Origin of the sequence: Mesorhizobium sp. RIZ17 (assembly GCF_051127865.1) — a bacterium.
Classification (GTDB): Bacteria; Pseudomonadota; Alphaproteobacteria; order Rhizobiales; family Rhizobiaceae; genus Mesorhizobium; species Mesorhizobium humile.
In genome coordinates this window covers 1,209,411-1,226,343 of record NZ_CP147861.1, presented here as the reverse complement: position 1 = coordinate 1,226,343, position 16,933 = coordinate 1,209,411, and the positions used below count along the sequence as shown (strand labels likewise).

The following is a 16,933-nucleotide window of genomic DNA, read 5'->3' as shown; positions in this document are numbered from 1 at the left end:
ACAGTGCTTGGGCGGCCAGGCCCGGAACCATGGCGCTGAACGGGCGTTGAAACCAACGCAAACGCAAGGAGTTAGAGAATGGCAACCGCCGCAGGCAAATCCGCAACGGACCAAGCAACCACCGCCGATCTCGAAGCCGATATCGAGCAGCTGAAGGCGGACATCCAGAAACTCACCGAGCAACTCGCCAGGACCGGTCAGCACGGCTATGGCGCAGCCCGTCGCGCCGCGCAGGACGGCGTCGAGCAATTGCGCGCGCAGGGCGAAGCCGCGTTCGAGAGCATGCGCGGAAGTGCCGAGGACATCGAAGCGCAGTTGATAGCCAAAGTGCGCGAGAAGCCGGTGACGTCGCTGGCGATCGCGGCCGGCGTCGGCTTCCTCTTCGCCCTGCTTTCGCGCCGCTAGCCGCAGATGGGGGCGCTTGTCTCGCTGATCTCGGCCCTCGTCTCCGGCGAGGCCATGGCCGCTGTGCACAGGGCTCGGACGACGGCAATCCTTTACGGACTTGCCGCCGTTTTTGCCCTGTGCGGTGTCGGCTTCCTCATCGGCGCCGCCTATATCTGGCTGGCGGCGCGTTATGGACCGCTGGCGACCAGTCTTGGCTTCGGCATCGGCTTCCTGGTGCTTGCCGGGCTCGTCCTTGTCATTCACAAGCTGACGACCAGCATGCGCAGCAGGCGGCGCGCGCGGCGGCGGCAGGCCGACATGACCGCGCTGGGCGTTACCGCGGCGCTTGCCCTGCTACCGGCGCTCGCCAAGAGCAAGGGCGGGTTGGGCGCCGCCGTCATCGCGCCCGCCCTGGCGGTCGTCGCCTACGCCATCTATCGCGAGAACACCAGGCCACCAAAGCCGGACCCGGAGGAGATGCCGTAAGCGGTTCGGTCACGCACGGACCGTCCACGTCAAGGACGGCTCCAGCGGCACCGACATCCCGGCGAAGACGCCGCCGGGATGGGAGAATTCGTGGCCTACATCGCGGTCGATGACCTCGGCGGGGCGGTGGTTCGGGATAGAGCCAAAGCACGATCGCCGCATGCTGCTTGAACGTGCTCCCCCGACGCGGAACCTTCCCGAACAGGGCCCGTTACCGCCATGTCGCAGCTGAAGCCCGCCGCCGTGCAGCATGGAGGCCTATCGTGACCAAGATCGTACCCGAAGACAAAGCACGCCAGGGACATTGGGGCTGGCATGCGCTCAGGATCCTCATCGCCGGGCTCCTGCTCGCCTTCATCGCGTGGGGGGCGGTCGAGATTTACGGCGAGCTGATCAAATCGCCGACGACGCAGCAGTCCGTACCGCAAGCGCCGCCCGCGGCGCAGAAATCCGTCCAGGGCGGTTGATTTCCGCATCACGCCGCCTTTGCCTGCGCATTGCTTGACGGGACGAGCACCTTCAGCGCGCCGGGGTGAATCTCGATCGTGGTTTCGCGCTCCAGCCTGATCAGTTCGCCATCCAGCACCGCGCTGAATTTCCTGGTGGGCGAACGGATTTTCAGCACGACCCTGCCAGCTTGATGAACTTCGACATGCGCGCTCTGGCGCAGCCTGCCGCGCAGCATATCCAGGAGCAGCTTCGCCAGATGATGACGCCGGCGCGCGACACTGACATAGATGCCGAGCACGCCGCCGGCCGGATCGTCGGCATAGGGCAGGTGGCCTTCGCCGAACAGATTATTGGAGATGCCGATGCCGGTCGTGCGGGTGACGATCTCGGCCTCTCCGACGCTGAGGCTTACCTTCAACGCCGGCGGGTTCTTGATCGCCGCCCATGCCGCGCGCACGGATGCCTGCATCTTCCCAAGGCGCGAGCCGAAATCCATTTTCTCGCGCAACTGAACCATCTTGGCATGCATACCGACGGAGAACTGATGCACGAAGGGCCGGCCGTTGGCGCTGGCCATATCGACGGCGATGACCTCGCCATCGGCGAAGGACTGCAGCGCCGCCTCGAGTGTCTGCGGAATGCCCAGGCCCCGCGCGAAAAGGTTCATCGTACCGGCGGGCAAGATGGCCAGGGCCTTCTTCTTGTTCATCAGGAGGGACGCCGCGGTGGAAATGGTGCCGTCGCCGCCTCCGGCAAGAACGACATCGATGTTTCGCCTGGCGATGGCCTTTTCCAGCGCCGCGGCGATGTCGCGGCCGGCAACGATATCGACCTCGACCGAATGTCCCGCCGCTTCGAGCGTCTGACGAAGCTGTTCGGAAAATGCCTCAACGTCGATGGTGCGGAGCGTGCCGCCGTCCTGGTTCAGCACCGCAGCAAACCGCATACGCCACTCCATATTACCTTGGGCCGGTTGAGCCAGCCGCAAGCCGGAACGAAGATGCCGCCGCAATGGTTCCACCACAGGGTCTAGCAAACCAGGCGCTCGTGAACGCGTCGTGGTTGGAACAACACCCCGGTCACAACGTTGTGAACCTGTCGACACTGCCGCTCCCGACCCGCCGATCAGAGGCCGGCCGAGGGAGCGTCATGCACACAGATCAGGCACGAGGAGAGACCATGATGATCCGCACTCTTTTTGCAACGACCGCGATCGCGACGCTGCTCGCGACCGGCGCTTTTGCACAGACGACGCCCGCTCCGGCTCAACAGGCCCCGGCAGCCGAAAATCCGGCTCCGGTCATGCGCTCGGACGGCGCGCTCATGACCAACATCATCGGCGAGTCCGTCTACAACGGCACCGGCGACGACGCCCAGAACATCGGTAAGGTCGATGATGTCGTCTTCGATGCCGGCGGCAAGGCCAAGTCGGCCATAATCGGGGTCGGCGGGTTCCTTGGCGTCGGCAAGAAGGACGTCGCCTTCGATTACAGCAAGCTGGAATGGGCCGAGAAGAACGGCGACCGCTGGCTGGTCGCCAAGTCGACCAAAGACGAGTTGAGCGCTTTGCCGGCATTCGACCGCAAGCCGTATGATCCGGCACCGGCGCAGTCGGCCGACGCTACGCAGCCCGCCAACAACACGACGACAACCCAGGCCCCGGCGGCGGCCCCGGCGGCCGCACCGGTGAAGAAGGCGGATGGCAACCTCGCCAGCAACATCATGGGCGAGTCGGTCTATAACGGCACCGCTGACGACGCCCAGAAGATCGGCGACGTGAAGGATATCGTGCTCGCCAAGGACGGCAAGGCCGAGTCGCTGGTGATCGGCGTCGGCGGCTTCCTCGGCATCGGCACGAAGAACGTCGCCTACGACTTCGCCAAGGCCAAGTGGGCGGAGAAGAACGGCGACCGCTGGCTGGTGGCCGAGACGACGAAGGAGCAGTTGCAGGCCCAGCCCGAGTTCAACCGCAAGGCCTATGATCCAGCGCCGGGCTCGACGACGGCCGCGAACAACGCCCCCGCGGCGACCACGCCCGCGGTGGTGTCTTCGGATACGACCTCCGATAAGGGAGCGAAGCCGGCAGAGCCCGCCAAGTCGACGGCCGAGACCAAGCCTGCGGCGCCGGCTACGGCCACGGCTGAAAACAAGCCAGCCGACACCAGCGCCACCGACCAGACCAAGACCGCCTCCATCGACAAGTCGACGCTGACCGAGATGCCGATGGGCGATATTCGCGGCGACGATTTGAAGGGCGCAACCGTCTATGGCGCGAATGACGCCAAGATCGGCGAGATCGGGGACGTGGTGCTGAAGGACAACAAGCCGGATGCGGTGATCATCGATGTCGGCGGCTTCCTCGGGATCGGCGCCAAGGAAGTGGCGCTCGGCATGGATAAGCTCAAATTCATGACCGACAAGAACGGCAAGAAATATCTCTACACCAACTTCACCAAGGAACAGCTGCAGGCGCAGACGGCCTATGACAAAGGCAGCTACGCCGAGAAGCGCGACCAGCAGAGGATGATTTTGAAATAGGGATTAGGGATTAGGCAGTAGGCAGTAGGCAGTAGGCAGTAGGCGAAAGGGAGTTGGCAAAGCGCCTGGGCGTTGGGATATTCTCTGCCTACTGCCTACTGCCTACTGCCTACTGCCTACTGCCTACTGCCTACTGCCTACTGCCTACTGCCTACTGCCTACTGCCTACTGCCTACTGCCTACTGCCTACTCACGTATCCGACCACGCCATCTTCCGTCAGCTCCGCCAATGCCAGCGACCGATCGAGATGCGCGGCGCGCCAGGCGAGCATGTTCTCGGCGAATTCGAGCCGCGTCGGCAGATAGGCCGGGTCGTTCGCCACGTTGTTCAGCTCTCCCGGGTCCTTCGACAGGTCGAAGAGGAGCGACGGCAGGCCGCCGCCGAAATGGACATATTTGAAGTCCGCCGTGCGGATGACGGCGAGGTTGCAGGCGCTCGATCCGATACCGAAATGGCGTTCGGCTTCGCCTTTGGCGACCGTGCGGAAATCAAACTCCCAATGCGCGGCCTCGCGCCAGGTCTCCGGTATCTTGCCCTCGATCCAGGGCGCGAGCGAACGGCCGTCGAGATGGCGCTGCGGCGCGGCGCCGATCAGGTCGAGCAAGGTCGGGAAGATGTCGACAGCCTCGGTGAAGCGGTCCACGGCCGCGCCAGCCGCGGCACTGCGGCGCGGATCGCGGATGATCAGTGGGATATGATAGCTGGCGTCGAAGAAGCCGCCCTTGCCGAGCATGAAATGATCGCCCATCATCTCGGCGTGGTCGGAGGTCAACACGATCACGGTGTCGTCCCAGGCGCCCGCTGATTTGATCGCCTGCCAGATGCGGCCAAGCTGCGCGTCGACCTCGGAGATCATGCCGTAATAGATCGCGCGGATTAAGCGGAAGTTCTCCTCGCTCCAGTCCGGCACGTTGCCTTCGATGCCGGGAACGAATTTTGTGCGCTTCTGCCGGTCGAGATCATAGGCGACATAGGGGTGGCTTTCCGCTTCGGTCTGCCAGCTTGCAGCGCGCCGGAAGGCCGGACCGTCGCCTGGATCATACATGGTGTTGTAGGGTTCCGGCACGATGAAGGGCGGGTGCGGGCTGATGAAGGAGATATGCGCGAACCACGGCGCGCCTTTCTCCTGCTCGCCGAGCCAGCGGATGAATTCGCCAGCGAGGAAGGCGGTCGGCGTCTGCTCCTTCGAATAGACCGGCGGCGCGTTGGTCACGTCCCCTTCCGTCTGTCCCTTGGCCGGGCGATGGATGCCGGGGCTGCCGGCGCCGGTGTCGATGTCCTGTGCCTTGAGCCATGACAGCCATTGCTTCTGATGCTCGGGCAGGGCCTGCCTAACGGTGAAGCCCGGCAACACGCCCTCGTAGCTGCGCAGGCGCGGATCCTCGGCCACAAGCTGGCGCGGATCGAGCGAGACATCGGTGTAGCCGAACAGGGTGGGATCGTAGCCCGCCGCGCGTGCCGAAAGCGCGATGTTGCCATGGCGCGCATCGAGCGGCGTGCCATTGCCGCAGACGCGGTTGTTCATCTGATAGAGCCCGGTATAGAGGCTCGCGCGGGCGGGAGAACAGGGTGCTGCCCCGCCATAGTGACGCCGGAAAAGCACGCCTTCGGCGGCTAAAGCGTCCACATTCGGCGTCTGCACCAGCGGATGGCCGGCCGCCGACAGGCAGTCGCCACGCCACTGGTCGCAGGTGATGAGGAGAACATTCGGGCGGCTCGTCGGATTGTCCAAGATCGTTTCCTTGTGGAAGCGCCCAGATGGAACGGAAATCACCGGCGTTGCAAGTCGATGCCTGTGATGGATTGGTGAACAAATTTTGAACAGTCGTTCACTTTTATGACACAGTCCATTCTGTGTTTGGCCGCTTTGCCGCGGGCCCGCCTATCCTCATATTGGCGTGGACAGCGGCGAGGGCCGCACAAGGACAAGGAAGGAGCAACATCATGCTCGATCAGATCAAGGGCCTGCATCACGTCACCTCTATGGCGAGCGACGCACGCCGCAACAATGAGTTCTTCACGAAGAAGCTCGGCCTGCGCCGGGTGAAGAAGACCGTCAATTTCGACGCGCCGGACGTCTACCATCTCTACTATGCCGACGAGGTCGGCACGCCGGGTTCGGTGATGACCTATTTTCCGTTCCCCGATATCGGCAAGGGCCGGCATGGCGTCGGCGAGGTCGGCACCACGGTGTTCTCGGTACCGGAAGGCACGCTGGCCTATTGGGAAAAGCGCTTCGCCGACGACGGCGTGGGCAATGTCGCCCGCACGGATAGCTTTGGCGAGAAGCGGCTCACCTTCACCGGTCCCGACGGCGACAGTTTCGCGCTGGTCGAGGACAAGGCCGACAAGAGAGCGCCCTGGGTCAAGGGCGGGGTTCCAGGCGACGAGGCGATCCGCGGCTTTCATTCGGTCTCGCTCCGGCTGAAGGACGGAGGCGCCACCGAGGAGCTGTTGAAGTTCATGGGCTATGAGGAGGTCGACAAGTCCGGCAACATCCGCCGGATGGCGATCAAGAACGGCAATGGCGCCGATGTCGTCGATATCGAATCGCTGCCGGGCGCCGGCTTTGCCAATCTCGGCGCCGGCTCGGTGCACCATGTCGCTTTCGCGGTCGAGGATCGTGCAAAGCAGCTCGAGGTGCGCAAGGCGCTGGTCGACACGGGTTACGGCGTGACGCCGGTCATCGATCGTGATTACTTCTGGGCGATCTATTTCCGCACGCCGGGCGGCGTGCTGTTCGAGGTGGCCACCAACGAGCCGGGCTTCGACCGCGACGAAGACACCGCGCATCTCGGCGAGGCGCTGAAGCTGCCGATGCAGCATCAGCATCTGAGGCCTTACCTCGAAGAGCACCTGCAGAAGCTGGAAGGCTGAAGCCATGAGCAAGGACGCTTACATCCACAAGGTGCTGCCCGGTTCGCCGGGCAGCCCGCTGCTCTTCGTCTTCCACGGCACCGGCGCGGATGAGAACCAGCTTCTCGGTTTCGGCCGCGAGCTTGTGCCTTCGGCGACGATCATCTCGCCGCGCGGCGATGTCTCGGAGCAAGGTGCTGCCCGTTTCTTCCGCCGCACCGGCGAGGGCGTCTACGACATGGATGACCTGGCGCGCGCGACATCGAAGATGGCGGGCTTCGTCAAGGCGCATGTCGAGGCGGCGAAGCCTTCGGCGGTGCTCGGCCTCGGCTATTCCAACGGCGCCAACATCCTGGCTTCGGTGGTGTTTGCCGAGCCCAGCCTGTTCGATGCCGCGGCGCTGATGCATCCGCTGATCCCGTTCGAACCCCGCGTCCAGGGCAGCCTTGCCGGCCGCCATATCCTGATCACGGCCGGCAGGCGCGACCCGATCTGTCCGCCCAATTTGACGTCGCGGCTAGAGGCTTATTTGCGCGCCGACGGCGCCGATGTCACTGTGGAATGGCACGACGGCGGGCATGAGGTTCGGCCGAATGAAATCGAAGCGACGCGGCGGCTGTTCGCGCTCGCGCCCGCTGAAGGAGGCAAGAACAATGGCTGACCAACTGCCCGAGATCGAACTTGAAGACCGCGGCTCCAAAGGGCGCTACGTGCTGCGCGGACCTGGCGGCGCCGAGGCTGAGATGACCTTCACCAAGATCGGCGAGCACCAGCTCATCATCGATCACACCGAGGTGCCGGATGTCTTTCGCGGCCAGGGCGCCGGGCTTCGGCTCGTCACCCGCGCGGTCGAGGATGCGCGCGCCGCCGGCAAGAAGATCATCCCACTCTGCCCCTTCGCCAACGCCCAGTTCCGGCGTCATCCGGAATGGGCGGATGTGCTGAAGCAGTAGCGCAGCGCTCCCTTCTCCCCTTGCGGGAGAAGGTGGATTGGCGCGCAGCGCCAAGACGGTTGAGGGGTGCTCCAGCGGAGTGAGACGCCGGCTTTCCCTGGAACACCCCTCATCCGTCGCCTTCGGCGACACCTTCTCCCACAAGGGGAGAAGGAAAAGCGCGCCTCTGACATTTGCACCGCCCGGCCATCTTGCCTAAGTTGACAGTTCGCTCGGACGAAACCTGTCGTCCCGCCTGTCACCGATTTGAATGGCTTCCCTGATGACCGATACCGACCTGATCCCCGTTTTCGACGGACATAACGACACGCTGCTTCGACTTTACCAGTCGAAGGAAGCCGACGTCGAAAAGCTGTTCATCGAGGGGACGCCGGGCGGCCATATCGACCTGCCGCGCGCCAGGAAGGGCGGCTTTGCGGGCGGCATGTTCGCGATCTTTCCGCCGCCGGTCGAAAAGTCGAAGCGCAGCGCGGTGCCGCCGGCGCCGAGCGACAACGAGCCGCTGCCGCCGGAACTGCCGCAGGCCGAGGCGATCACCTCGACCATCGGCATGGCCTCGATCCTGTTCCGGCTGGAGCGCGCGGGTGCACTCACCGTCTGCCGCAGCGCAGGCGATGTGCGGAACGCGATGGCCAAGGGCTCGATCGCGGCCGTGTTCCACATCGAAGGTGTCGAGGCGATCGATCCCGGGCTTGCCATGCTCGACGTGCTTTATGCCGCCGGGCTGCGTTCGCTGGGCATCGTCTGGAGCCGTCCGAACGCCTTCGGCAATGGTGTGCCGTTCCGCTTTCCGTCGTCGCCCGACACCGGGCCTGGCCTCACCGATGCCGGCAAGGCGCTGGTCAAGGCGTGCAACCAGCTCAGGATCATGATCGACCTCTCGCATCTCAACGAGAAGGGTTTTCGCGATGTGGCCGAGCTCAGCGATGCGCCGCTGGTCGCCACCCATTCCAACGTGCATGCGATCTGCGGCCATTCGCGCAACCTGACCGACTGGCAGCTTGGTGCGATCCGCGAGTCGGGCGGCGTGGTCGGCCTCAACTTCGCCACCGGCTTCCTGCGCGAGGACGGCCGCATGAATGCCGACACCAGCATCGACATCATGGTGCGCCACATCGATTCGCTGCTGCAGGCTCTGGGCGAGGACGGCGTGGGTCTCGGCTCCGATTTCGACGGCGCCATGATCCCGGCCCCCATCGGCGACGTCGCCGGCCTGCCGAAGCTCATCGACGCGCTAGCGGCGCGCGGTTTCGGACGCGCGCTGATCGAGAAGATCGCTTATCGGAATTGGTTGAGCGTGCTTGAACGCACGATAGGTTAAGCGCGACTACTGGCCATAGCCCATGCGCTTCAGCCATTCCTTGCCGATGCCGCGGTCGCGGATGATCGGCAAGGGATTTTCCGCGTCGAGCCGGGCGCAGATGCGGTAGACCTCCAGCGTCTCGGCATTCATCTCGCCGCGCTTGAAGAAATACATCGCCGCCGCGTAGCGGGTGCGGCCGGACCACATCTCGCCGAGCGGCGTGTTGACGAGCTGCCACTGCTCGGCGGCTTCCGTTTCAGGGTCTTCCGCTTCGCTTGCCATGTCAGAAATCCGCCGGCGGGTTGGCGGTGCGGCGGTCGAGCTTGATGAAGGGCCGCGGCACCACCTTCGCCTTCTTCATCAGCTTCTGGTACTGCAGCTCGCGCATAGCGTAAATCTCGACCCAGAGGTCGTCGACGATCGTGTCGCCATAGGGCCGCTGCAGCGAGGCGAGCGCGATGTTGCGCTTGGCCATGGGCGACCACATCGCCGCGCTGACCAATCCGACCTCTTGGCTCTTGCGATAATAAACGATGGCATGCTCCGCCGGGATGTTGCCTTCGATCTCCAGCCCGACCAGCACGTGGCGCAGCCTCTTCTTCGAGCGGGCTTCGAGGATCGCGCGGCGGCCGTTGAAATGCCCTTTGTCCGGGTCGATCATGAAACCGAGGCCGATCTCGTCCGGCATGCGCAGGCGGTCGGTGCGGATGGCGTGCTCGGCAGCAGTGAAGTCGGCATTGGCTACGATCAGGCCAGCTTCGAGCCGCGCCCGGTTCAATGCCGTGTAGCCGATGGCGCGGACGCCGCGCAGCTCACCCGCCGCCATCAGCCGGTCCCACAGGCTCAGCGCCTTGTCCGCTGGCACGAACAGTTCGTAGCCGAGATCGCCGGTGAAGCCGGTGCGCGAGATGGTGACTTTGCCAGTTCCTTGGGGAGCGCCGTCAAGCGCGAATTCGGCAAGGTCGAAGATTTTCAGCCGCTCGACGCCGGCAAAGCCCGCGTCGCGCAGGATGGCGAAGGAGGTCGGGCCTTGCAGCGCCAGTCCGGCGATCGCTTCGGTCTCGTCCTCGATGCTCACCTCATAGCCGATCGCGCTGTCAAGCAGCCAGGGCAGATGCCGCTCCTGCGAGCACAGGCGGAAGCGCGTCGGCGAGAGCCGGAACAGCGTGCCGTCGTCGAGTACGAAACCGTCGTCGTCGCACCAGGCGGTGTAATGGACGCGGCCGGGCTCTAGCTTTGTCACGTCGCGCAGTGTGACGCGGTCGAGATAGGCTTCGGCGTCCGGGCCCTCGATCCGGTATTTGGTCATTGGCGAGATGTCGAACAGCGCCGCCTGGCTGCGGATGGCGAAATATTCGAGCTCCTCGTCCCACAGCGAATGCGGCGCGCGGTAGCCGGCCCAGCTGTACCAGTCCTGCTTCAGGCCCAGCGCGTCGATGCGCGGCTGGAACGGCGTGCCGAGCCGCAGCGTGCGGAAGTGGGATTGCGCGAGGGTGCGGGCTGCGTCGATTTTCACATGACGATTCATGACGGCGTTCCTTCGCGCCCCTCTCTGTCCTGCCGGACATCTCCCCCTCTAGGGGGGAGATTGGCCGTCGCCTCGGCTTTCGCCAATCGCCAACGTTGCAGGAGGTGAGCCGGGCGCGCGGACAGCTGATCTCCCCCCAAGAGGGGGAGATGCCCGGCAGGGCAGAGAGGGGCGCCGTAGAGCGCGGCTTCAGCGATCTGCAAAAACATCCCTAGGCCCTCATCGCGATGATGCGGCGCGCAGCGTTTAGGCCGGGCGCGCCGGAAATGCCGCCGCCGGGATGCGAGCCGGCGCCGGCAAGGAAAAGCCCTTCGAGCGGCGTGTCGTAGCCCGACCAGCCGGAGACCGGTCGCGACATCAGCATCTGGTCGGCCTGCAATTCGCCATGGTGCCAGTGGCCGCCGGGCATGCGGTAGCGCGCCTCGATGTCGGCCGGCGTCAAAAGCTCGGCGTGGCGGACCGTCGCGCCGATGCCTGGCGCATGGGTTTCGAGCTGCGCCATGATTGCCTTGAGGAATTGCGGCTTGCCAGTGGCCCAGCCCTCTCTCAGCCCGTAGGGCGCGTATTGCACCACTGCCGACAGCACGCAGGTGCCGGTAGGCGCAAGCGATGGGTCGACGAGGCTGGGCAGCGTGATCTCCATCACCGGCTCGGACGAGAACTCACCATATTTCGACGGGTTGAAGGCGCGCTCGACATGGTCGGGCGATGGCGCAATGACGAGGCGCCCCTTGTGGCCGGCGGCATCGACGTCAGTGAATTGCGGCGGCCGGTCCAGCGCCAGATGGAGTTTTGCTGCGTCACCCTTCATGCGGATGTTCTTCATCTTGCGCACGAAGCCGGTATCGACCTCGCGCGGGCCGACCAGATCGAGGATCGTGGTCGCCGGATTGATGGCGGAAACGACCGTCCTGGCGCGCGGCGTCTCGCCGCTCTGCGTAACGACGCCGACGGCGCGGCCTTTCTCGACGATGACCTTGGCGACCGGCGAAGCCTGGCGGATCGAAACGCCCGCTTTCTCGGCCGCCGCGCGGATGGCGGCGACGACGGCGCCCATGCCGCCTTTGGGTTGGATCTGCGCGCCGGCCAGCCCCCCGATCTCACCGGCAAGCCGATAGTAGAGGCCGAGCAGCGAGGTCGGCGAGCGCGGTCCCAGATGCGAGCCCAGCGTCGCGTCGAACGCAAGCAGGCCCTTCAGCCGGTCGTCCGAAAGCTGCTCGTCGAGCAAGTCGTAGACATTCATCAGAAGCACGCGCAGGAAGTCGCGCATGTCTTCCTTGCCGAGCCGCTTCAGGGCCAGCGCGGTCTGGCCGAGCCCGGTCATCTCGGCGAGCGACATGTTGCCGAGGTCCGGCGGCCGGCGCGACAGGAAAGGCTTCAGCACGCCGGCATAGCGGAGCAATTGCGCGCGCAGGTCTTTCCAGGCGGTTTGCTCGGAAGGCGTGGCACCGGTCAGCACCTCGCCATAGGCGCCATGCAGCACGAGCGGACCGTCCTTCGACAGCGCGACCGACCGCACGAAATCGCCGCGCTCGACCGTTAGCCCGTGCCGCTCCAGCTCCAGCGTCTTCACCACATCGGGATGCAGGCGATTGAGCAGATGCGCAACCGCGGAGACGCGAAAGCCCGGCGCGAATTCCTCGGTGCGCCCGGCGCCGCCCACCTCGTTGCCGGCTTCGAGCAGCAGCACCTTGCGACCCGACTTCGCCAGCGTGGCGGCGGCGACGAGGCCGTTATGGCCGCCGCCGATGACGATGGCGTCCCAGTTCAAATCAGATGACGTCATGGGCCGGGCTCATATGCAGGGTTGGCTTGGCGAGGTCGCGCAGGATTTCGGCGGCGGCGTTGCGTCCGGGCGCGCCCATGACGCCGCCGCCCGGATGGGTGGAGGAGCCGCACATATAGAGGCCGCCGACCGGCGAGCGGTATTGCGCGTAGCCCGGCACCGGGCGGTTGAAGAGCAACTGGTCGAAGGTGAGCTCACCCTGGAAGATGTTGCCTTCGGTGAGGCCCACCTCGGCCTCGATCTCGCGCGGCGTGCGCACTTCCATGTGGACGATGCGGTCGCGGAAACCGGGCGAATATTGCGCGATCTGGGAAATCACGCTTTCGGCGAAGCCGTCGCGGTCGGCGTCGGTCCAGTCGCGGCCATCTATCTTTGGCGGCGCATATTGCACGAAGCAGCTCATGAAATGCTTGCCCGGCGGCGCCATGGTCGGGTCGAGCGTGGTCGGGATCACCATGTCGAGGAAGGGGTCGGCCGACCAGCGCCCGGCCTTCCAGTCGTCATAGGCGCGCTCCATGCGCTCGATGGAATCGGTGAAGTGCATGTCGGCGCGGTAGACTGGCGAATCCTTGGGCAGAGCCGGGAACTCGGGCAGAGAATCCAGCGCAATGTTGACCTTGCCGGAGGAGCCGCGGATTTTGAAATTGCGGACACGGCGCAGGAAGATGTCGGGCAATTCCTTTTCCTCGACCAACTTCAGGAAGGTGCGCTTGACGTCGGCATTGGAGATGACGAGCTTGCTGGAGATCTCCTCGCCGCCGGCAAGCACGACGCCCTTGGCCTTGCCGTTCCTGATCAGCACATGGTCGACCTCGGCGCCGGTGCGGATGGTGCCACCGCTAGCCTTGAAGGAGGCGGCAAGCGCCCTGGTGACGGCGCCCATGCCGCCGCGCGCATAACCCCAGGCGCCGACCGAGCCATCGACCTCGCCCATATAATGGTGCAGCAGCACATAGGCTGTGCCGGGCGACATCGGCCCAAGCGCCGTGCCGATGATGCCGGAAAGCGCGAAATTCGCCTTGATGATTTCGGTCTCGAAATACTCGTCGAGGAAGTCGGCGATCGACATCGTCCAGAAGCGCAGGGTCAGCGCCATCTCCCCGGCGGTTAAGCCGGCGAATTTCCTGCCGAGATAGAGCAGCTCGCCGAGGTCGCGCGGCTTGAGGCTGGTCGGGTCGGGCGCCGTGCGCATCAACAGCGGCTGGATGAAGCGGCACTGTCTGGTGACGTCGCGCGAATAGCGGTCATAGGCTTCGCCGTCGCGCTTCGAGAAGCGCGCGAACTCGCGGCGGTGCGCGTCGTGGTCGCGGTAGTTGGCGAGGTAGTCGCCGTCGCGCGTGAACACCGCGCCGCCTTCATAGGAGATCACCTGCAGGCCGAAGCGCGGCAGTTCCAGGTCGCGCATGATCTCGGGCCGGAACAGCGAGCAGACATAGGAGCAGTTCGAATAGAGGAAGCCCGGCGTCAACTCGCGACTGGTGGCCGCGCCGCCGACCCAGTCATTCTTCTCGACCACCAGCACATCCAGGCCGGCGCGCTGCAGATAGCAGGCGTTGACCAGGCCGTTATGGCCGCCGCCGATGACGATCGCGTCCCATGCCTTCATGCGCGCCGAACCTCCATCCGGTTGCCCTATCGTCTTGTTTCCACGCAATTCCGGACGGAAAGTTACGGCGAAGTGGCCGAACCTAACCGCTTCACGCTTTTTCCTGGGATTGCTCGGTGCTTTTTGTTCCCCGATTGCGCGAATTTGGCACGGATCACAGTTTTTTGTCCAGTCATATTGAATGAATGTTCAACAAATGGTGTTGCGTTTTCCCGTTGATGCGCTAGGCTTTGCCGGCATTCTGACTGATCCACATCGGCATTTGGGGTTGAGGATCCGATGATCGGGACGGCTGACGCCGAGCCGGAATATGACGACACCGCCATCCGCTTCCTCGAAGCGCTGTGGGGCGAGGGCTACCTGTCGCCGGGCGGTCCGGACGAGGTCGACCGGGTGGTCGAAGGCCTCTCGCTCAAGGGCAAGACGATCCTCGATATCGGCTGCGGCGCCGGCGGCATCACGCTGCATCTGGCCGCGCGGCATGGTGCGGCCAGGGCCACTGGCTTCGACGTCGAGAGGCCGGTGATCGAGGCGGCGAGGCGGGGGGCGGTCCGGCAAGGTCTCGAGAATCGCGTCAGCTTCGTCCAGGCGCCGCCGGGGCCGCTGCCCTTCGCGGACGCGTCCTTCGACGTCGTCTTCTCCAAGGACGCGCTGCTGCATGTGCCGGACAAGGACGCGCTGTTCGCCGAGATCTTTCGGGTGCTGAAGCCCGGCGGGGTGTTCGCGGCGTCGAACTGGATGATCGGGCATGACGGCGAACCGTCGCCTCAGATGAAGGCCTATGTCGCGGCCGAAGGTCTCTCCTTCGCCATGGCCTCGCCGGCGCGCTATGCCGAAGCCATGCGCCGCGCCGGCTTCACCGAGATCACGGTGCGCGACCGCAATCCCTGGTACCGTGAGGTCGCGCGAGAAGAGCTCGCCCGCCTCAAGGGACCGCTTTACGCGCAGGCCGCGGCAGCGGTCGGCGCGGCCTATGTCGACAAGAACATCAAGACCTGGGAGGCGATGCAGAAGGTGCTTGACAGTGGCGAGCACCGCCCCACTCATCTGCGCGGTTGGAAGCCGGTTGGATAGCCGGCGATGCTGGAGACCGTCACCCTTATGAAGACAGCAGATGCCACCGACAACGTCGCTGAATCGGGACGAAAAGGCGACGCCGAAAAGCGCGGCCGCAAGGCCTCGAAAGAGGTCAGGCAGCTGCAGCTGATCGAGGCGACGATCGATTCACTGGCCAAGCGCGGCTATGCCGAAACGACGATGGCGGACGTGGCCGACGGCGCGGGCCTGTCGCGCGGCATCGTCAACTTCCATTTCGAGAGCAAGGAAAAGCTGCTGATCGCCACGCTGCAGCACATGTATGACGAGTATTCGGCGCATTGGCGCACAGCCTTGCAGAAGGCGGGCGACGATCCGGCACGGCAGCTGCAGCATCTGGTGTGGGCGGATTTCGACCGCTCGATCTGCAACAAGCGCAAGCTCGCCGCATGGCTTGCCTTCTGGGGCGAGGCCAAGTCACGGCCGACCTACCAGGCGCTGAGCAGCTCGCGCGACGCCTATTACCAGCAGGTCTTCATCGACCTCTGCACGACGCTCAAACAGAGCGGCGGCTACGCCTACGACCCCCAGGTCATCGCCCTGGCGCTCAGCGCCATGCTCGAAGGCCTGTGGCTGCGGCTGATGATGGGAACGGAGGACACGACCCGCGAAACAGCCCTGCAGTCGGCCAACGCATTCTTGGCCGCCGCCTTTCCGAAACACTATGGCTAGCAAAAGATGGGGCTAGCAAAAGATGGGGCTAGCAAAAGATGGGGCTAGCAAAAGCCGGGGTTAGCAACAGCCGGCCAAACAAGACCGGCAAAAACCAAAAGAGGATGGAACAGAATGAAGAAACTCAGCCGACGCCTGACACTGACATTGGCGCTTGGGAGCGCGATCGCGGCTTCGGCAGCAGCGTTCGCCGTCGCTGCCGACAAGGACCTGATCGTGTTCGACTGGTCCGGTTATGAGGATCCGAGCTTCCATGGCAAATATGTCGAGAAGAACGGCGCCTCGCCGACCTTCGCCTTCTTCGGCGACGAGGACGAGGCGTTCGAGAAGATCCGCTCCGGCTTCAAGTCCGATCTCGGCCATCCTTGTTCGCAGAGCGTGGTGAAATGGCGCGAGGCCGGGTTACTGCAGCCGCTCGACACGTCGAAGATCGCCGGCTGGAAGGACCTCAACCCCGGCATCATGGCGATGAAGGATCTCGCCACGACGCCCGACGGCAAGGCCTGGTTCATGCCGTGGGACTGGGGCGATACCCAGCTCACCTACAATTCCGACAACATTGCCGAAAAGGACGTGCAGTCGCTGAAGGTGTTCGCCGATCCGAAATATAAGGGCAGGGTGTCGATCGGCGACAATGTCGATGACGCCTATGCGCTGGCCAGCCTCGCCATCGGGCTGAAGGACTGGACCAAGATGACGGACGAACAGTTCAAGCAGGCGTCCGACTTCCTGCGCCAGGTGCACAAGAATGTGCGCTCCTACTGGACCGATACCACCGACATCGTGCAGTTGCTCTCCGGCGGCGAGGTCGATCTCGCCTGGGCCTGGAACGACGCGACGGTGCAGTCGGTCAAGGCCGGCGTGCCGATCAAGTCCAAGAAGGACACCGAGGAGGGCATGTCGACCTGGGTATGCGGTTACGTGCTGTTCAAGGACGCGCCGGGCAATATCGACAAGGCCTATGACTATCTCAACGCGGTCAACGACCCCGAAGTCGCCAAGACGCTGGTCAAGGATTGGGGCTACGGCCAGGCCAATGCGAAAGGCATGGCCGGCGTCGACCCGGCGATCCTGAAGGAAAAGGGCTACGACAACGTGGAAAAGTGGGTCGACAAGACACTGTTCCAGCAGCCGCTGCCCTCGGAGCTCAAACTGAAGATGATCGCCGAGTTCGAGAAGATCAAAGCCGGCTATTGAGCCTTGTGTTGGCGGTTGGCCAGGGTATCGTTCCAGAGGCGGAGTTGCCCGTGACCCGCCTGCATGCATCCTCTT

The 16,933-nt window shown here is 64.4% G+C and carries 17 protein-coding genes; 11 read left to right on the top strand and 6 right to left on the bottom strand.

The annotated features are described in order from the left end of the window. Positions 1–78 precede the first annotated feature (78 nt). From WDX12_RS06020 to WDX12_RS06010, 3 genes are all read left to right on the top strand, one after another. Positions 79–405, top strand: a complete 327-nt coding sequence (locus WDX12_RS06020) for a DUF883 family protein (protein WP_320296578.1) — start codon at positions 79–81, stop codon at positions 403–405. A 6-nt stretch (positions 406–411) separates the two neighbouring features. After that, complete coding sequence (locus WDX12_RS06015; protein WP_434724266.1) at positions 412–873, top strand: hypothetical protein; 462 nt, start codon at positions 412–414, stop codon at positions 871–873. 263 nt (positions 874–1,136) lie between these two features. After that, on the top strand, positions 1,137–1,340 hold the full coding sequence (locus tag WDX12_RS06010) for a hypothetical protein (RefSeq protein ID WP_434724265.1): 204 nt from the start codon (positions 1,137–1,139) through the stop codon (positions 1,338–1,340). Between the two features lie 8 nt (positions 1,341–1,348). Here the strand turns inward: WDX12_RS06010 and WDX12_RS06005 are convergent, their stop codons facing one another. Then, entirely contained in the window at positions 1,349–2,269 is a 921-nt protein-coding gene (locus WDX12_RS06005; RefSeq protein ID WP_434724264.1) for a diacylglycerol/lipid kinase family protein, read from the bottom strand. Positions 2,270–2,505: 236 nt separating this feature from the next. Between WDX12_RS06005 and WDX12_RS06000 the strand changes: the two genes are divergently transcribed. Further along, positions 2,506–3,861, top strand: a complete 1,356-nt coding sequence (locus tag WDX12_RS06000; RefSeq protein ID WP_434724263.1) for a PRC-barrel domain-containing protein — start codon at positions 2,506–2,508, stop codon at positions 3,859–3,861. A gap of 179 nt (positions 3,862–4,040) precedes the next feature. Here the strand turns inward: WDX12_RS06000 and WDX12_RS05995 are convergent, their stop codons facing one another. Beyond that, positions 4,041–5,594 (bottom strand): alkaline phosphatase family protein, encoded by a 1,554-nt coding sequence (locus WDX12_RS05995; RefSeq protein ID WP_434724262.1) that lies wholly within the window; start codon positions 5,592–5,594, stop codon positions 4,041–4,043. Between the two features lie 212 nt (positions 5,595–5,806). Between WDX12_RS05995 and WDX12_RS05990 the strand changes: the two genes are divergently transcribed. From WDX12_RS05990 to WDX12_RS05975, 4 genes are all read left to right on the top strand, one after another. Beyond that, entirely contained in the window at positions 5,807–6,739 is a 933-nt protein-coding gene (locus WDX12_RS05990) for a VOC family protein (RefSeq protein ID WP_434724261.1), read from the top strand. Between the two features lie 4 nt (positions 6,740–6,743). Next, positions 6,744–7,379 carry an alpha/beta hydrolase gene (locus WDX12_RS05985; RefSeq protein WP_434724260.1) on the top strand — a complete coding sequence of 212 codons (636 nt, stop codon included), beginning with the start codon at positions 6,744–6,746 and terminating at the stop codon, positions 7,377–7,379. After that, on the top strand, positions 7,372–7,671 hold the full coding sequence (locus WDX12_RS05980; protein WP_027166574.1) for a GNAT family N-acetyltransferase: 300 nt from the start codon (positions 7,372–7,374) through the stop codon (positions 7,669–7,671). Before WDX12_RS05985 ends, WDX12_RS05980 begins: the two co-directional genes overlap by 8 nt. Before the next feature lie 262 nt (positions 7,672–7,933). After that, on the top strand, positions 7,934–8,992 hold the full coding sequence (locus WDX12_RS05975) for a dipeptidase (protein WP_434724259.1): 1,059 nt from the start codon (positions 7,934–7,936) through the stop codon (positions 8,990–8,992). A gap of 6 nt (positions 8,993–8,998) precedes the next feature. Here the strand turns inward: WDX12_RS05975 and WDX12_RS05970 are convergent, their stop codons facing one another. The 4 genes from WDX12_RS05970 to WDX12_RS05955 form a co-directional block, all read right to left on the bottom strand. Next, entirely contained in the window at positions 8,999–9,256 is a 258-nt protein-coding gene (locus tag WDX12_RS05970) for a hypothetical protein (RefSeq protein ID WP_434724258.1), read from the bottom strand. Between the two features lies 1 nt (position 9,257). Beyond that, positions 9,258–10,502, bottom strand: a complete 1,245-nt coding sequence (locus WDX12_RS05965) for an aminomethyltransferase family protein (RefSeq protein ID WP_434724257.1) — start codon at positions 10,500–10,502, stop codon at positions 9,258–9,260. 211 nt (positions 10,503–10,713) lie between these two features. Next, positions 10,714–12,288 (bottom strand): phytoene desaturase family protein, encoded by a 1,575-nt coding sequence (locus tag WDX12_RS05960; RefSeq protein ID WP_434724256.1) that lies wholly within the window; start codon positions 12,286–12,288, stop codon positions 10,714–10,716. Continuing rightward, positions 12,275–13,894 carry a phytoene desaturase family protein gene (locus tag WDX12_RS05955; protein ID WP_434724255.1) on the bottom strand — a complete coding sequence of 540 codons (1,620 nt, stop codon included), beginning with the start codon at positions 13,892–13,894 and terminating at the stop codon, positions 12,275–12,277. The genes WDX12_RS05960 and WDX12_RS05955 overlap by 14 nt, the downstream gene beginning before the upstream one ends. A 279-nt stretch (positions 13,895–14,173) precedes the next feature. Here WDX12_RS05955 and WDX12_RS05950 point away from each other — a divergent pair, with 279 nt between their 5' ends. From WDX12_RS05950 to WDX12_RS05940, 3 genes are all read left to right on the top strand, one after another. Further along, positions 14,174–14,968, top strand: coding sequence for a class I SAM-dependent methyltransferase (locus WDX12_RS05950; protein ID WP_434724254.1), 795 nt, complete (start codon positions 14,174–14,176; stop codon positions 14,966–14,968). 6 nt (positions 14,969–14,974) lie between these two features. Further along, on the top strand, positions 14,975–15,661 hold the full coding sequence (gene betI, locus WDX12_RS05945; protein ID WP_434724253.1) for a transcriptional regulator BetI: 687 nt from the start codon (positions 14,975–14,977) through the stop codon (positions 15,659–15,661). 114 nt (positions 15,662–15,775) lie between these two features. Then, complete coding sequence (locus WDX12_RS05940; protein ID WP_434724252.1) at positions 15,776–16,858, top strand: ABC transporter substrate-binding protein; 1,083 nt, start codon at positions 15,776–15,778, stop codon at positions 16,856–16,858. The last annotated feature ends 75 nt before the right edge of the window (positions 16,859–16,933 follow it).

Coding starts and splice junctions, on each gene's coding strand:
- WDX12_RS06020 (WP_320296578.1), top strand. CDS start 79: ATGGCAACCGCCGCAGGCAAATCCGCAACGGACCAAGCAACCACCGCC.
- WDX12_RS06015 (WP_434724266.1), top strand. CDS start 412: ATGGGGGCGCTTGTCTCGCTGATCTCGGCCCTCGTCTCCGGCGAGGCC.
- WDX12_RS06005 (WP_434724264.1), bottom strand. CDS start 2,269: ATGCGGTTTGCTGCGGTGCTGAACCAGGACGGCGGCACGCTCCGCACC.
- WDX12_RS06000 (WP_434724263.1), top strand. CDS start 2,506: ATGATCCGCACTCTTTTTGCAACGACCGCGATCGCGACGCTGCTCGCG.
- WDX12_RS05990 (WP_434724261.1), top strand. CDS start 5,807: ATGCTCGATCAGATCAAGGGCCTGCATCACGTCACCTCTATGGCGAGC.
- WDX12_RS05985 (WP_434724260.1), top strand. CDS start 6,744: ATGAGCAAGGACGCTTACATCCACAAGGTGCTGCCCGGTTCGCCGGGC.
- WDX12_RS05980 (WP_027166574.1), top strand. CDS start 7,372: ATGGCTGACCAACTGCCCGAGATCGAACTTGAAGACCGCGGCTCCAAA.
- WDX12_RS05975 (WP_434724259.1), top strand. CDS start 7,934: ATGACCGATACCGACCTGATCCCCGTTTTCGACGGACATAACGACACG.
- WDX12_RS05970 (WP_434724258.1), bottom strand. CDS start 9,256: ATGGCAAGCGAAGCGGAAGACCCTGAAACGGAAGCCGCCGAGCAGTGG.
- WDX12_RS05965 (WP_434724257.1), bottom strand. CDS start 10,502: ATGAATCGTCATGTGAAAATCGACGCAGCCCGCACCCTCGCGCAATCC.
- WDX12_RS05960 (WP_434724256.1), bottom strand. CDS start 12,288: ATGACGTCATCTGATTTGAACTGGGACGCCATCGTCATCGGCGGCGGC.
- WDX12_RS05955 (WP_434724255.1), bottom strand. CDS start 13,894: ATGAAGGCATGGGACGCGATCGTCATCGGCGGCGGCCATAACGGCCTG.
- WDX12_RS05950 (WP_434724254.1), top strand. CDS start 14,174: ATGATCGGGACGGCTGACGCCGAGCCGGAATATGACGACACCGCCATC.
- betI (WP_434724253.1), top strand. CDS start 14,975: ATGCTGGAGACCGTCACCCTTATGAAGACAGCAGATGCCACCGACAAC.
- WDX12_RS05940 (WP_434724252.1), top strand. CDS start 15,776: ATGAAGAAACTCAGCCGACGCCTGACACTGACATTGGCGCTTGGGAGC.